Raw genomic sequence first — 13,277 nt, 5'->3', positions numbered from 1 at the left:
CCCTAGTCGTCCCAGGGGTGACACGCTCGGGCGCTGACGGCTCCCTGCCGCCTCCTGACCGGCTAGGTTTCCCGTCATGGAGCGGAGCGGTCTGACGCCGGGGTCCCAGATCGGGGGCTACACGATCGTGGCGCCGCTCGGCTCGGGCGGCATGGGGACGGTCTACCGCGCCGTGGACGGCGGGGGTGACGCGGTCGCGCTCAAGCTGCTGCACCCGCACGTCGCGTCGGACGCGGTCGTGCGGACGCGGCTCATGCGCGAGGTCGCCGCCCTGCAGCGCCTGCGCCACCCCGCGGTCGCGGCCGTCCTGGACGCCGAGGCCGACTCGACCGAGGCGTTCCTCGTCACCGAGCTCGTCGCGGGGGACACGCTCACCGAGCACGTGCGCGCGCACGGCCCGCTGGACGCCGACGAGCTCCTCTCGCTCGCCGAGGGCCTGCGCTCCGCGCTCGCGGCCGTGCACGCGGCGGGTGTGGTGCACCGTGACCTCAAGCCGTCGAACGTCCTGCTGACGGCCGACGGGCCCGTGCTCATCGACTTCGGCCTCGCGCAGGGCGTCGACGACGACGCCAACCTCACGACCGCGGGCTTCGTGCTCGGCACGCCGGGCTACCTGGCCCCCGAGCTGCTCGACGGCGGCGAGCCGGGGCCTGCGACCGACCTGTGGGGCTGGGCGGCGCTCCTGGCGTTCGCGGCGACGGGCCGCGACCCGTTCGGCACGCGTCCCGTCGAGGCCGTGCTGGCGCGCGCCCGCTCCGGTGAGGTGGACCTCGACGGTGTCGGCCCGCTCACGCGCGCCGCGATCGCGGGTGCCCTGCGCCCCGAGCCCGCGGACCGCAGCGACCCCGAGGACGTCGTCGCGGCGCTGCGGACGGTCGCCGAGCAGGGGGAGCTGCCGCCCGGGGCCGTGCCGACGCTCGCCCTGGGGACGGGGGTCGCGTCCGGTGCCGCGGTGGCCGGGGCGGGGGCCGCCGGAGCGGCGGGTGCCGTGGCGCTCGCCGCGGGGCTCGCGGCGACGCCGGGTGACGCGGACGACGACGGGTCGGACGAGGACGGCGCGGACGAGGTCGGGGCGGACGACGTCGACCCGGGCGCGGACCCGCTCGACGAGCACGGCGAGGTGCTCGACGACGAGGCGCTCGACCACGACGAGGACCTCCTCGACGACGACGAGGACCTCCTCGACGAGGACGACGAGGCGCTCGACGACGACGAGGACCTCCTCGACGAGGGCGCGGACCCGATCGACGAGGCGCTCGACGAGGACGACGAGGCGCTCGACGTCGACGAGGACCTCCTCGACGAGGACCAGGGCGACGGGACCGACGAGGACGACCTCGCCACCGAGCTGGTCGCGCAGCGCGGACCGTCGCCGCAGGACGGGCTGCAGACCGTCGCCGTGGGGACGTCGGCAGGTGCCACCGGGGCCACGGCCGTCGTGGCGCCGCCGACCGCACCCGTGCGTGACGGCCTCACGGTCGCGGTCCCGGTCCGCGGGCCCGCCGCGCCGGCCGTGCCCGCGTCGCCCGCCGGGACCGACGGCGGCGACGACGGCTACGACGACGACGGCGACGACGACGACGCCGACGGCTCACGCCACGACGGTGTCGACTGGATCGAGGAGGACCTCGACCAGACGGACGTCGAGGGCGAGGACGAGGGCCCCTGGTACGAGCGCCCGCCGGCGCGCCGGCGCTGGGGGTCGCTGCTGGCCCTCGGGCTGGTCGTGGCCCTCGCGGGGATGCTCTACCCGGTCCTGACCGTGGCGACGGTCCTCGTGCTCGTCGTGGTCGTGCGGACCGTCGGTGCCACGGTCGAGGCGATGCACGGGCGGCGCGAGCGCCGCGGGGTGCGCCGCGGGGACCGGCTCGTCGCGGTCGTCTCGACCCCCTGGTACCTGCTGCGGTCGGTGCTCGGCGTGCTGCCGTCGCTCCTCGTCGGCGGTGCGGTCGTGCTCATCGTCGGCGGGCTGGGCTGGTGGCTGCTGGGCTCGGGACGCTGGGAGATCGGCGGGTCGCCGCCCGGGCAGGAGCCCCAGGGGCAGACCGCGATGCTCGTCGTGGGCGCGCTCGTGGCGCTCGCCGTCGTCTTCCTGTGGTGGGGGCCGCTGTCCCGCATGACGCGCACGGGCGCGCGTCGCACGCTCGCGGCCGTCGCGCCGGGCCCGGTGGGCGCGCTCGTCGTGGTCGTCGTGGCGCTCGTCCTCGCGGTGCTGCTCACGAGCCAGGTGCTGGACGTGCAGCCGATCAGCTGGTCGCCGTTGCCGACACCGACCCTGCCGCGTCCCTGACCCCGCCCGCAGGTGCGGGACCCAGGGCGGGTGACCCCGCGGTCGCCGGGCCCTACCCTGGTGCCGTGCGTGCGACCTCGACGGGACGGGCGGTGGCCCCCGTCGTCCGGCGTGCCCGCTCACGGCCCGGCTCGCAGGTGCGCCCCGACCTGCTGCGCACCCACCTGCTCGGCGCCGTCGGCACGACGCTGGCCGTCCTGTCCGTCGTCGTGGGGGCGCAGGGGCGTGTGCTGCTGCACCAGTGCGTCGTGGCCGACGGACCGCTGGCGGCGCTCGGCGTGCGGATGGCCCTGCTGCGCTCCGCGTCCGAGTGCCCCGACGGCGCACTGGGACTCGGCTCGGCGTCGACCGGCGCCGTCCTGCTGCTCAGCGTCGCGCTGCCCGTCGTCGCGGCCCACGTGCTGCTGACGGCGTGCGGCCTGGGCCTCGGCGTCGTGGCACGGCGAGGCGTGGCGGCCGTCGCCGCGCTCCTCGCGTCGCACCTGGTCCCGCCCGTCGTCGTGGCGGGCACCCCGGTGCCCACCGCCCGCCCGCTGCTGCTCGCGGGCGGTCCCGTCGTGCGCGTGCGGCGGGACCGCGGGCACGACCCGGCGCGGCCGCGCCGCGGGCCACCGGCGCGCTGACGCGCACCGCGACGTCGCCCGGCACCTCGCCCCGGCGCCTCGCCCCGGCACCTCGCCGTCGCACGTCGCCCCCGCACGTCCCCCGCACGCCACCGCCGGTCAGGACCGGCACCCGAGACCAGGAGCACCCATGCCCACCAACGACCCCCGACCCACCAAGACGCAGCGGCGCGACGACGCGCGCGCGAAGGCGCTCCAGATGCGCCAGGAGCAGGAGCGCAAGGCGAAGCGCACCCGGCTGATCGCGATCGGCGGCCTCCTCGCGGCCGTCCTCGTCCTGGGCGCCGTCGTCTTCGTGATCGTCCGTCAGGGCCAGGCCAACGCCGAGGCCTACGGTGACGTCGTCTTCGCCGGCGGCACCGAGAACACGCTCGTCCCCGCGTTCGACGACATCGACACCCCCGACGCCGCCGACGAGACCGGCGGCATCCCGATCAGCGCCGCGGGCGTCGGCGAGGCCGGTGGCGAGGACGACGTCGTCGTCGAGGTCTACTTCGACTTCATGTGCCCCTGGTGCGGGAAGTTCGACGCCGCGAACTCGGGTGAGCTCGACGCGCTCGCCGCGGAGGACGGCATCACGGTCGTCTACAAGAACATCGCGTTCCTCGACGGCAACTCGCAGGGCACGTTCTACTCGACGCGCGCCGCGAACGCGGCGGCCGCCGTCGCCGCCGAGGACCCGGAGCACTACACGGCGTTCGTCACCGCGCTGTACGCCAACCAGCCGGAGGAGGGCACCGCGGGCCTCAAGGACGCGCGGATCGCCGAGATCGCGCTCGAGGTCGGCGTCCCGCAGGCGGTCGTCGACACGTTCACCGAGACGGTCGACGGCACGTACGAGGTCGCGACGTCCGAGGACGAGAAGGAGTCCCGCGAGGGCACGTGGCGCCGCTACGCGCCGTTCGTCGCCGCGACGACCCAGCAGGCTGCGGCCGACCTGGGCGGGCTGAGCACGCCGACCGTCCTCATCGACGGCGAGAAGTGGGAGGGCGGCGACCTGTACAGCACCGGCCCCCTCACGCAGGCCGTCCTCGACGCGGTCGCGGCCAAGGGCTGAGCCGCTCGCGCCACGGGCGTCCGTCCCCGCGAGGGGCGGGCGCCCGCGGCGTCCCGGCCGGTACCCTGGCCGCCTCGCCTCCTTAGCTCAGCTGGCCAGAGCAGCTGTCTTGTAAACAGCAGGTCGTCGGTTCGAATCCGACAGGGGGCTCCACCTAGAGGCCGAGCGCCTCGCGCAGGTAGGCGATGTCGTCGCCCTGCGTCTCGGACGGCGTCTCGACGACGACGTCGCAGCCGGCCTCGCGCACGACGTGGGCGATGAGCTCGCGCGGGATCGTGCCGTCCGCGAAGCCCGCGTGGCGGTCGCGGCTGGACCCGTGCGGGTCGCGCGAGGAGTTGGCGTGGACCAGGTCGACGCGTCCCGTGATCGCGGTGAGGCGCTCGACGATCGTCTCGAGGTCCTCGCCCGCGGCCCACGCGTGGCACGTGTCGAGGCACACGCCCACGTCGTACCCGCCGATGGCGTCCCACAGCTGCGCCCAGCGGTCGAGCGTGCGGGCGCACGCGTTCTCGCCGCCCGCGGTGTTCTCGACGAGCACCCGGACGGGGAACGTCGCGCGCTCGAAGGTCTTGCGCCAGTTCTCGATGCCGACCGCGACGTCGTCGCCGTCACCGACGTGCCCGCCGTGGACGACCAGGCCGCGCGCGCCCAGGTCGGCCGCGGCCGCGGCGTGCTGCGCGATCATGTTGCGGCTCGGGATGCGGATGCGGTTGTTGGTGGACGCGACGTTCACCAGGTACGGGGCGTGCGCGTAGATCCCCAGGTCCGCGGCGATCAGGTCGTCGGCGTCCGGCCGGCGCACGGGCTTCTTCCACCCCTGCGGGTCGGCCAGGAACACCTGCACGGCCTGGGCTCCCACGCGCTCGGCCTCGACCAGGGGCTCGGCACCGCGCACGTGCGCACCGATCAGCACCACGACGTCCTCCTCGTGCTCCTCGGGAGCGCGCGCTGGTCGCGCGCGCCGTTCACAGGGACGGACCCGTCTCCTCCAGCAGCCGCAGCGCGGCGCTCACGCGCGGGTTGCGCGCGGGCTCGGCGTCGATGCCGAGCGCCGCGTAGACCGCGTACACGTGGTTCTGGACGGACTTCTCGGTGATCTCCAGCCGGTCGGCGATGCCGGAGTTCGACAACCCCTGGGCGAGCAGCTGCAGCACCTCGTACTGCCGGCGCGTGAGGCGCGAGACGGCCGACCCCGCGCGCGGCGAGACGCGCTGCAGCAGCGTCGGGTCCAGCACGGTCTCGCCCGCGGCGGCGGCGCGCACGGCGTGCATGAGCGCCTTCTCGCTCGTCCCGCTGTTCTTCGACAGGTAGCACCAGCCGTGCGCGACGTCGCGCGGCAGGTCGAGCAGCAGGTCCATCGCGTCGTGCGCCGAGAGCAGCAGCACGCCCAGGTCCGGCTGCTCCCGCCGCAGCGTGACGCCCAGCGCGATGCCGTTGCCGTCGGGCAGGTCGATGTCGAGGACGACGACGTCGGCGACCCCCGGTGTCAGGACGGCTCGGGCCTCGGCGACGGTGCCGACGGCGGCCACCAGCTCGAGGTCCGGCACGTCGGCCAGGGTCCGTTCGAGCATGGAGCGGAAGAGTGGCTGGTCCTCGACGAGGGCGACGCGCAGGCGGCGGGACGTGGTGGGAGTCATCCCGGCCAGTATGGTCGCGCCGAGGGCGCTCCGCCCGGGACAGGCGCCGGTGTCCCGCCGCGCGGGACGCGGAGGACGGGGACATCGTGGTCGACCGAGACATGACACCGGCGGCCGTGCGCCACGACGACCTCGTGGCGGACCGCCTCACCCTGCTGCGCGGCACGGGGATCGTCGCGATCGGCTACGCGGTCGGCGCGTCCGTGCAGAGCGCCTGGATCTACTCGGAGCTCGTGCCCGAGTGGGGGCAGGTCGACCTCTGGCGCCGCCTGGTGGCCAACGGCGTCGGCGTGCTCGCTCTCGTCGTGGGGCTCGGGGTGCTCGGGGCCCACCGCGTGCAGGGCCCGGTCCTGCTCACCGTGCGGCTGCTCGCGGCGGCGCTCCTCATGGGCGTGCTGCGCGTCGCGGTGCAGGTCGGTCTGGGCGTGCACGCGGCGGACGACACGCGGTCGCTGCTCGCCGAGACGGTGACCGGCGCCTTCATCGCCTTCGTCTCGGCCGGCATCGGGGTGTGGGCCCTCGTCTCGCGTCGCCGCATGCGGGTCGCGACACGGGCCGCCGAGCGGCAGGCGGTCAGCGTCGAGCTCGCGCTGCAGGCGCTCGAGGTCGAGGAGATCCGCGTGCGACGGCAGGTCGCCGAGGGGCTGCACGGCACGGTCCAGCAGCGGCTGCTGCTCATCGACGCGCGCCTGGCGAAGGTCGAGGAGCAGGTCGACGACGCGGCGCCGGGCGTCGCGCAGGACATCGCCTGGGCGCGTGCCGAGCTCGCCGCGTCGCGTGAGCAGGACGTGCGCCAGATGAGCCGGCTGCTCTACCCCGAACGGCTGGAGATGGGCCTCGTGCCGGCCGTCCGGGCCCTGCTGGGTCGTCTGCCGACGTCGATCGCGACCCGGCTGGAGGTGGGCGAGGAGCTGCGGACCCTGGACGACCCGTCGCAGGTGGGCCTGACGGTCGCCGAGCGGCTCCTGGCGGTGCGCGTGGTGGAGGAGGCGGTGTCCAACGCGCTGAAGAACGGGCCCCCGGCGCTCGTCGAGGTCGGGCTCGACCTCGTGGGCGACGAGCTGCGGATCGTCGTGTCGAACGACGGGAACCCCTACGTGACGCCCGCTGCACCCGACCCCGCGTCCGGGACGGCACGTCTCGACCAGCGGCTGCAGCTCGTGGGGGGTGCGCTGCGTGTCGTGGGCCGCCACCCGACCGGCGCGCGGCTGGAGGCGTCGCTGCGCCTGGGGGCCGTGCCCGACGAGCCGTGACGGTCGCGCGGGTGGCCTCGTCCGGGGGTGAAGAAAGGGGACGACCCCGGCGCCGGTGGGGGAAAGCACCCAGAACCGGCGGGGGGCGCACGTCGACGCCCGCCATCCTGTCCGGACATCCGTCCAACAGGATCGAGCCGAACGATGTCCGCCCGCAGCTCACGCCACGCCCCGGCCCGCCCGGGCGGCGGCGCGGCGAACGCAGGGGGCACCGTGATGATGCTGGTCTACGGGACGCTCGCGGTGCTCGCGGCCTTCCTGTGGCCACCGAGCCTCGGCGGGTGCACGTCGCTCGACGTCGTGCCTCCGCCCGCGGCCGGGGCTGGGCTGGCCGCCGGTGACCTGATCGTCACGCGGTGCGACCGCCCGCAGGTGGGGGACCGGGTCGTCCACCGTGCGCACGGCGTCGCGTGGTCCGTCGGCCGCGTCGTGGACGTCCGGCCGGACGGGTGGAAGGTGGTGCGCGGCGCCGCCGCGGCCGAGCGCACCGTCGCGCACCCGGACGCGGTCCGCGTGCTCCCGCTGCGGATGCCCGCAGCGGTGGTCGCGCCGGCGGCGGGTGCCGCGCTGATCGGCGCCGGGGTGCTCGTGCTGGACGTCGGACGTCGCCGCCGTGCGAGGCGTCCGACGCCGGGCACGCCCTGACGATCCCGCCCGACGGGGGTTGTGCGCAGCGCAACGCCGCCGGGTGAAGGAGTCCGGCATTGCGCCGACGACGGTGCGAAAGGGCGCGACCTCGCCGGGCGGCGCCGAGCCGGCCGTGCGCATGATCGAGGGAGCGTCCTGGACAACCGTTCAGGACGACTGCCCGCTCCGTGCCCCGGGGTCGGGCGGTCGCAGCACGCCGCGATGCGACGCGAGGGCCGACACGGCCCGCCACCCACTCACCAGCACCGGTCCACCTCCGCGCCGGTGCCAGCAAGGAGCCACCATGAGCGAGTTCACCCCCACCCCCGCGCCCGAGCAGACCGAGAAGCGCCGTCGTGGCGGGGCGTTCCTGCGCTTCGGCCTGGCCGGCGTCGCGGTGCTGGGCATCGGAGCGGCCGCCACGAGCGCGGCGTGGACGGACGAGGCGTGGTTCGCGGGCAGCGCGAGCGCCGTGACGGTCGAGCTGCAGGGCAGCCTCGACGGCACGACGTGGATCGACGCCGACACGTCCGCGTCGGGCGTCGCCGTGCAGATCCCGGCGGCGACGTTCGCGGGCCTCAACCAGGGCGCGAACAAGACGTTCACGCTGCACCTGAGGAACAACGGCACCGTGCCGCTCACGCTCGGAGCCGCTGCCGTCGCCGTCGACAGCACCGCGACGACGAGCATCTTCGCCGGGGACGCGCCCGCCACCGCGACCGTCACGGCCCCCGCCGCGACCTCCCTCGCGGCGGGCGCGGTCACCACGGCCACGCTCACCGTCGCGACGCCGGCGACCTGGCCCGCGACCTACCAGGGCAGGACCGGCACCCTGACGGTCACCTTCACCGGTCAGTCCTGACGGTCCCCGTACCGGGTGGCGCCGTATCCCCCTGCGGCGTCACCCGCCCCTCCACGAGACGAGGCCCCGTGCGTGCCCTGCGAGCCGTCGCCGACGTGCTGGTCTGGTCCCTCGCGGCCCTGGGCGTCGTCAGCCTCGGCGTCTGGGGCGCCGACGCGGCCGGGCTCGTCAAGCCGCTCGTCGTGGTCTCCGGCTCCATGGAGCCGGGGATCATGACGGGCGACCTCCTGCTCGACACGCCCGTGCCGGTGGACGAGGTCGAGGTGGGCGACGTGCTGTCGCTGACGAACCCGGTCACCGGGACGCTCGTCACCCACCGCGTCGTCGACGTCGCCCGGCAGGACGACGGCATGTGGCACGTGTGGATGCAGGGCGACGCCAACGACGCGGCCGACGGCGGTGCGTACGTCGTCACCGGGGGCACCGTGCTCAGCCCCCGCTGGCAGGTCGCCGGCGCGGGCACCGCGCTCGTGCGGCTCACCACGCCGAGCACGGCCGTCCCGCTGCTGGTCGCGCTGGTGGCGCTGCTCGCACTCGGCCAGCTGCCGCGGTCCACCGCCGCGGCCCCCGCACGACGCACCCCGACCACCCCCACGAGCGCACAGGAGGACGCAGCATGCGACCCACCCGTCGCCTCGCCACGGTCGCGCTCGCCGCGCTGACGGTCGTGGGCGCGAGCCCGCCCGCCGCGGCCGCCGTCGACGTCGTCCCCGTGACGTTCGAGCTCCTCGAGCTCGCGCCGGGCGAGCACCGCTCCCGCGACCTGACCGTGCACGTGCGGGACGACGCGACGGTCACGGGGGTCGAGCTGCGCAGCGACGGAGCGCCGACGGTCGCGTGGGACGCACGCCTGTGCGACGCCGACGGCACCTGCCGGCCCGTGGACGACGCGCTCGTCGGCCGGGTGGTGGCCCCCGGCACGTGGACGCTCACCGTGACGGCCGTGGCCTCCCACGCGCTGCGGCCCGGCGACCGGTCCGACGTCGTCGGCCGGGTCGTGCTGCAGGGCGGCGACGTGACGACCGACGGTGACCCCGGGGCGGGAGCGGCGCCCGGCGGAACCAGCGGGACGGGCGGGCGCCTGGCCGGCCGGACGGGCCCGCTCGCCCTGACGGGGGCGGCCGTGCCCGCGTCGCTCGCGCTGGCGCTCACCGCCACGGCGACCGGTGCCTGGCTCGTCGTGCTGGCCCGCCGACGGCGCGACGACGGCACCGCGGAAGGAGCGCACGCATGACGCGCCGCACCGGACCGGCCCTGCTTCCCGCCGTCGCCGCGGTCGCCCTCACCGCGGTCCTCGCCCTGGGGGCGTCCGCGCCCCGCACCACGGCCGCCTGGACCGACCCGGCGCACGCGCGGGCGACCGTGTCCGCGGGGACCTGGGGGCCGGTGGTCGGGTGCACGGTGCACCGGGCGTCCGACGACGCGCTCGTCGCGGGCGCGACCTGCGCCGTGGTCGGGACGCCGGTGCCGACCTTCTGGGACGACCACAACGGGAACGTCAACGTCGGGATCACGATCGCCCCGGGGGCGACGAACATCCAGACGGTGTACGCGCGGGCGACGTTCGTCCTCGCCGACCCGAGGCCCGGCTTCAGCTGGGCGGGCGTCGTGGTGACCGGCACGCCGGGCACGATGGTGTCCTCGTCCTGCACCCAGATGCCGACGCTCACGCTGCGCGTCTCCGGGCTCAGCGGCAGCCACCAGAGCGTCTACCTGCCGCTCGCGCGCACCGGCTGCGCGCGCTGACACCTCACTCCACGGGCGTCGGCACGGGCCGCTTCGGGGTCAGCAGGTCCCCCGACGAGCGCCGCCGGAGCCGTCGCGTCGCCCACGGGTACGCGTGCTCCCGCAGCCACCGGGCGTCGGCGCGCGCGCGCTCGAGGCGCGGCACGGGCGGCAGCGGCGCGAGGGGGTCGTCCCAGTCGGCGCGGTCGGGCGCCTGGCCGAGCGCCACCAGCGCCCCCTGCGCGACGCGCGTGTGCCCCTCGGTCGTCAGGTGGATGCGGTCGTCCGACCACATGCGCCAGTCGAGCAGGCTGCGCATGCCCCAGGGGTCCAGCACGTACGCGCCGTGGCGGCGCGCGATCGACCAGATGTGCGCGTTGTAGATGCCCACACGCGCGCGGGTCGTGCGCACCAGCGGGCTCTCCCGCACGTCGAACCCGGTGCCGAGCAGCACGTCGACGCCGCGCGCCCGCACGCCCGCGACGACGCGCTCGAGGTCCGCCGCGACGCGGTCGACGTCGACCGACGGGCGCAGGATGTCGTTGCCGCCGCCGATCATGCTCACGAGGTCGGCGTCGAGCGCGAGGGCGGCGGGCACCTGCTCGTGGAGGATCGGGCGCATGAGGCGGCCGCGGACCGCGAGGTTCGCGTACTCCAGCGGCTCCAGGCCCGCCGCGGTGCGGCGGCGCGACAGGTGCGAGGCCAGCTGGTCCGCCCAGCCGCGCAGCGGCGCGTCCTGACCGTCCGGCGCGTCCCACAGGCCCTCGGAGAAGGAGTCGCCGCAGGCGACGTAGCGGGTCCAGCGCGGTGCGTCGCCGGGCAGAGGGTCGTCATGGGTGCCGGCGGTGGTCGGGCGGGACCCGTCGTGCGACGTCATCCCCCCATCATGCGACGGATCGGGACGTGACGGACCCGATCGGGTGACGCAACCGCACCACCGACCGTCAGGGCAGGCGCCAGTCGACCGGGTCGCCGCCCTGCTCGCGCAGCAGCGCGTCCACGCGGGAGAACGGGCGCGAGCCGAAGAACCCGCGCGACGCCGACAGCGGGCTCGGGTGCGGGCTCGCGACGACCGGCACGTCGCCCAGCGCGGGGCGCAGCGACTGGGCGTCCCGCCCCCACAGGACCGCGACGAGGGGTCCGCCGCGCTCGACGAGCGCCGCGATGGCCCGGTCCGTGACCTGCTCCCAGCCCTTGCCGCGGTGCGACGCGGGGGCACCCGGACGCACGGTGAGCACGCGGTTGAGCAGCATGACGCCCTGCTCGGCCCACGGTGTCAGGTCGCCGCACGTGGGGCGCGGCACGCCGATGTCGTCGACCAGCTCGCGGAAGATGTTGTCCAGCGACCGCGGCACCGGGCGCACGTCCGGCTGGACCGAGAACGACAGCCCCATGGGGTGCCCTGGCGTGGGGTAGGGGTCCTGGCCGACGACGAGCACGCGCACGTCGGCGAGCGGCCGGTGGAACGCACGCAGGATCGCGTCCGCCGCGGGCAGGTACGGGCGGCCGGCGGCGACCTCGTCGCGCAGGAACTGCCCGGCGGCGCGCAGCGCGGGCTCGACGGGGGCGAGCGCGCGGGCCCAGTCCGGCGCGACCAGGTCCTGCAGGGCGGCGTTCACGTCGCGGAGGCTACCCGGGCGGCGGGCGTCGCGCACCGCTCCCCACGGGCCCCGCGGAGGTGGTCCGGCCGGTGCTCGCGTCATCCGCGCGCGCGAATGACACCCGTGTGGTTCGCCGCGTACGATGCCGGGCGGAGCACCCGCGCGCGAGGAGGAGAGCCATGGACGGCACAGCCGGCACGGCGACCCAGGTGGGCGCGGACGACCTGCGCGCGGACGAGCGTGGCGCCGACGGCCTGAGCGAGCGCGACAGGCAGGTCCTGGCGTTCGAGCGGCAGTGGTGGAAGTACGCGGGTGCCAAGGAGCAGGCCGTCCGCGAGCTGTTCGACATGTCCGCCACGCGGTACTACCAGCTCCTCAACGCCCTCATCGACGACCCGGCCGCGCTCGCGCACGACCCGATGCTCGTCAAGCGGCTGCGCCGCATGCGCTCCTCGCGTCAGCGGGCCCGCACGGCACGCCGTCTCGGCACCGACGCCTGAGCGCCGCGTGCCCGCTTCGCACCGCTCCCTCCTGGATCGCCGCAGGTCCGACGGCGGGGCGGGCCCTGAGCGTCCCGCCGAGCAGTTAGCCTGTCGGCCGTGAGCAAGGCCGACTACCCCTACCCCGAGGACGAGTTCGACGCGATCTCGCCCGACGCGCCGACCGGTGTCCACCGTGCGCCCCGGTCCGCGTGGAGCCGGTGGTGGCCCTTCGTCGTCGTCCTCGTGGTCGTGCCCGCGCTCGCCTACGGCGCCGTGGCCTACCTGTCCCGCACGGGCGACCTGCCGGTCGTGGGCGGCCCGACGCAGGGCCAGGACGCGCCGGCCGAGCCCGACGACGAGATGGTCGACGAGGACGCCGGCGAGGAGGACCCCGCCGTGGGCGAGGGTGAGGCGACCCCGGACGCCGAGCCGACGACACCGGCAGCCGCACCCGTGCTCACCACCCCGGTGGCCGTCCTCAACGGCGCGCGCGTGGGCGGTCTCGCCGGGCGCGTGGCGGACGAGCTGGAGGCTGCGGGCTTCACCGCCGTCACGCCCGACAACGCGACGGGCACCCTCCCGGCACAGTCGGTCGTCTACATGGCGTCCGAGGACCTGCGCCCGACGGCCGAGCTGGTGGCCACCACGGTGGGCGTCCCCACCGTCGAGGTGAACCCCGCGCAGGCCGGCAGCGGCATCAAGGTGCTGCTCGTCACCGACCCCGACGCCTGAGGCCGACCTCCGCCCCCCGGCGGAGCGGTCGCGGACCGGCTGGTCCACCCTGGTCGCGCGACCCCGGCCGCCACTAGGCTCCACGCACCGGGGCGACGGTGAGCGGCCCGGTCCACCGCACCTCGAGGAGCGCCGGATGGCCCAGGGCACGGTCAAGTGGTTCAACGCGGAGAAGGGCTTCGGGTTCATCACCCCCGAGGGGGGCAGCCAGGACCTCTTCGTGCACTTCAGCGCGATCCAGGCGGACGGCTACCGCACGCTCGAGGAGGGCCAGGCCGTCGAGTTCGAGGTCGGCCAGGGCACCAAGGGGCCGCAGGCCGAGCAGGTCCGCCCCGTCTGACGTACCGGCCGCCCGTCGCGTCACCCGCCCGTCGCGTCACCGACGCGA

General features: G+C 75.9%; 16 protein-coding genes and 1 tRNA gene. 13 read left to right on the top strand and 4 right to left on the bottom strand.

From position 1 onward, the window contains the following. The first annotated feature begins 76 nt into the window (after positions 1 to 76). From H9657_RS03280 to H9657_RS03265, 4 genes are all read left to right on the top strand, one after another. On the top strand, positions 77 to 2,290 hold the full coding sequence (locus H9657_RS03280) for a serine/threonine-protein kinase (protein WP_191780302.1): 2,214 nt from the start codon (positions 77 to 79) through the stop codon (positions 2,288 to 2,290). Between the two features lie 65 nt (positions 2,291 to 2,355). Next, positions 2,356 to 2,913: a hypothetical protein gene (locus H9657_RS03275; RefSeq protein WP_191780300.1), complete on the top strand. Its 558-nt coding sequence runs from the start codon at positions 2,356 to 2,358 to the stop codon at positions 2,911 to 2,913. 130 nt (positions 2,914 to 3,043) lie between these two features. After that, complete coding sequence (locus tag H9657_RS03270) at positions 3,044 to 3,970, top strand: DsbA family protein (RefSeq protein WP_191780298.1); 927 nt, start codon at positions 3,044 to 3,046, stop codon at positions 3,968 to 3,970. Between the two features lie 76 nt (positions 3,971 to 4,046). Next, positions 4,047 to 4,123, top strand: a tRNA-Thr gene (locus H9657_RS03265). A 1-nt stretch (position 4,124) separates the two neighbouring features. Here H9657_RS03265 and H9657_RS03260 read toward each other — a convergent pair. Next, on the bottom strand, positions 4,125 to 4,886 hold the full coding sequence (locus H9657_RS03260) for a deoxyribonuclease IV (RefSeq protein ID WP_318241249.1): 762 nt from the start codon (positions 4,884 to 4,886) through the stop codon (positions 4,125 to 4,127). 49 nt (positions 4,887 to 4,935) lie between these two features. Further along, positions 4,936 to 5,607, bottom strand: a complete 672-nt coding sequence (locus H9657_RS03255) for a response regulator (protein ID WP_191780297.1) — start codon at positions 5,605 to 5,607, stop codon at positions 4,936 to 4,938. A gap of 86 nt (positions 5,608 to 5,693) precedes the next feature. Here H9657_RS03255 and H9657_RS03250 point away from each other — a divergent pair, with 86 nt between their 5' ends. The 6 genes from H9657_RS03250 (at position 5,694) to H9657_RS03225 (ending at position 10,095) form a co-directional block, all read left to right on the top strand. Then, positions 5,694 to 6,860, top strand: coding sequence for a sensor histidine kinase (locus H9657_RS03250; protein ID WP_318241248.1), 1,167 nt, complete (start codon positions 5,694 to 5,696; stop codon positions 6,858 to 6,860). A 144-nt stretch (positions 6,861 to 7,004) separates the two neighbouring features. After that, the gene (locus H9657_RS03245; RefSeq protein ID WP_191780295.1) at positions 7,005 to 7,505 is read left to right on the top strand and encodes a hypothetical protein; all 501 of its coding nucleotides are present in this window, start codon (positions 7,005 to 7,007) and stop codon (positions 7,503 to 7,505) included. Between the two features lie 286 nt (positions 7,506 to 7,791). Next, positions 7,792 to 8,349 (top strand): hypothetical protein, encoded by a 558-nt coding sequence (locus H9657_RS03240; RefSeq protein WP_191780293.1) that lies wholly within the window; start codon positions 7,792 to 7,794, stop codon positions 8,347 to 8,349. A 68-nt stretch (positions 8,350 to 8,417) separates the two neighbouring features. Continuing rightward, positions 8,418 to 9,011 (top strand): signal peptidase I, encoded by a 594-nt coding sequence (locus H9657_RS03235; protein WP_191780291.1) that lies wholly within the window; start codon positions 8,418 to 8,420, stop codon positions 9,009 to 9,011. Next, positions 8,966 to 9,583, top strand: a complete 618-nt coding sequence (locus tag H9657_RS03230; RefSeq protein ID WP_191780289.1) for a hypothetical protein — start codon at positions 8,966 to 8,968, stop codon at positions 9,581 to 9,583. Before H9657_RS03235 ends, H9657_RS03230 begins: the two co-directional genes overlap by 46 nt. Then, positions 9,580 to 10,095, top strand: a complete 516-nt coding sequence (locus H9657_RS03225) for a hypothetical protein (protein ID WP_191780286.1) — start codon at positions 9,580 to 9,582, stop codon at positions 10,093 to 10,095. The genes H9657_RS03230 and H9657_RS03225 overlap by 4 nt, the downstream gene beginning before the upstream one ends. 4 nt (positions 10,096 to 10,099) lie before the next feature. On the opposite strand, the gene H9657_RS03220 is transcribed toward H9657_RS03225, so the two are convergent. Both H9657_RS03220 and H9657_RS03215 read right to left on the bottom strand, forming a co-directional pair. Next, entirely contained in the window at positions 10,100 to 10,951 is an 852-nt protein-coding gene (locus H9657_RS03220) for an SGNH/GDSL hydrolase family protein (RefSeq protein ID WP_191780284.1), read from the bottom strand. Between the two features lie 67 nt (positions 10,952 to 11,018). Next, the gene (locus tag H9657_RS03215) at positions 11,019 to 11,693 is read right to left on the bottom strand and encodes a uracil-DNA glycosylase (RefSeq protein WP_191780282.1); all 675 of its coding nucleotides are present in this window, start codon (positions 11,691 to 11,693) and stop codon (positions 11,019 to 11,021) included. Between the two features lie 161 nt (positions 11,694 to 11,854). Here H9657_RS03215 and H9657_RS03210 point away from each other — a divergent pair, with 161 nt between their 5' ends. The 3 genes from H9657_RS03210 (at position 11,855) to H9657_RS03200 (ending at position 13,229) form a co-directional block, all read left to right on the top strand. Then, a complete protein-coding gene (locus H9657_RS03210) occupies positions 11,855 to 12,175 on the top strand; it encodes a DUF3263 domain-containing protein (protein WP_191780281.1) in 321 nt (106 codons plus the stop codon). Positions 12,176 to 12,274: 99 nt separating this feature from the next. Beyond that, complete coding sequence (locus H9657_RS19520; RefSeq protein ID WP_191780279.1) at positions 12,275 to 12,889, top strand: LytR C-terminal domain-containing protein; 615 nt, start codon at positions 12,275 to 12,277, stop codon at positions 12,887 to 12,889. A 136-nt stretch (positions 12,890 to 13,025) separates the two neighbouring features. Beyond that, a complete protein-coding gene (locus tag H9657_RS03200; protein WP_191780275.1) occupies positions 13,026 to 13,229 on the top strand; it encodes a cold-shock protein in 204 nt (67 codons plus the stop codon). The last annotated feature ends 48 nt before the right edge of the window (positions 13,230 to 13,277 follow it).

It is taken from the genome of Cellulomonas avistercoris (genome assembly GCF_014836445.1).
In the GTDB taxonomy this organism is placed as follows: Bacteria; Actinomycetota; Actinomycetes; order Actinomycetales; family Cellulomonadaceae; genus Cellulomonas; species Cellulomonas avistercoris.
Note: the sequence above shows the minus strand (reverse complement) of the source record. Positions and strands in the feature narration are given on the sequence as shown.

Excerpts from the sequence above, each read along its gene's own strand:
- H9657_RS03280 (WP_191780302.1), top strand. The coding sequence starts at position 77 with ATGGAGCGGAGCGGTCTGACGCCGGGGTCCCAGATCGGGGGCTACACG.
- H9657_RS03270 (WP_191780298.1), top strand. The coding sequence starts at position 3,044 with ATGCCCACCAACGACCCCCGACCCACCAAGACGCAGCGGCGCGACGAC.
- H9657_RS03255 (WP_191780297.1), bottom strand. The coding sequence starts at position 5,607 with ATGACTCCCACCACGTCCCGCCGCCTGCGCGTCGCCCTCGTCGAGGAC.
- H9657_RS03245 (WP_191780295.1), top strand. The coding sequence starts at position 7,005 with ATGTCCGCCCGCAGCTCACGCCACGCCCCGGCCCGCCCGGGCGGCGGC.
- H9657_RS03240 (WP_191780293.1), top strand. The coding sequence starts at position 7,792 with ATGAGCGAGTTCACCCCCACCCCCGCGCCCGAGCAGACCGAGAAGCGC.
- H9657_RS03230 (WP_191780289.1), top strand. The coding sequence starts at position 8,966 with ATGCGACCCACCCGTCGCCTCGCCACGGTCGCGCTCGCCGCGCTGACG.
- H9657_RS03225 (WP_191780286.1), top strand. The coding sequence starts at position 9,580 with ATGACGCGCCGCACCGGACCGGCCCTGCTTCCCGCCGTCGCCGCGGTC.
- H9657_RS03220 (WP_191780284.1), bottom strand. The coding sequence starts at position 10,951 with ATGACGTCGCACGACGGGTCCCGCCCGACCACCGCCGGCACCCATGAC.
- H9657_RS03210 (WP_191780281.1), top strand. The coding sequence starts at position 11,855 with ATGGACGGCACAGCCGGCACGGCGACCCAGGTGGGCGCGGACGACCTG.
- H9657_RS03200 (WP_191780275.1), top strand. The coding sequence starts at position 13,026 with ATGGCCCAGGGCACGGTCAAGTGGTTCAACGCGGAGAAGGGCTTCGGG.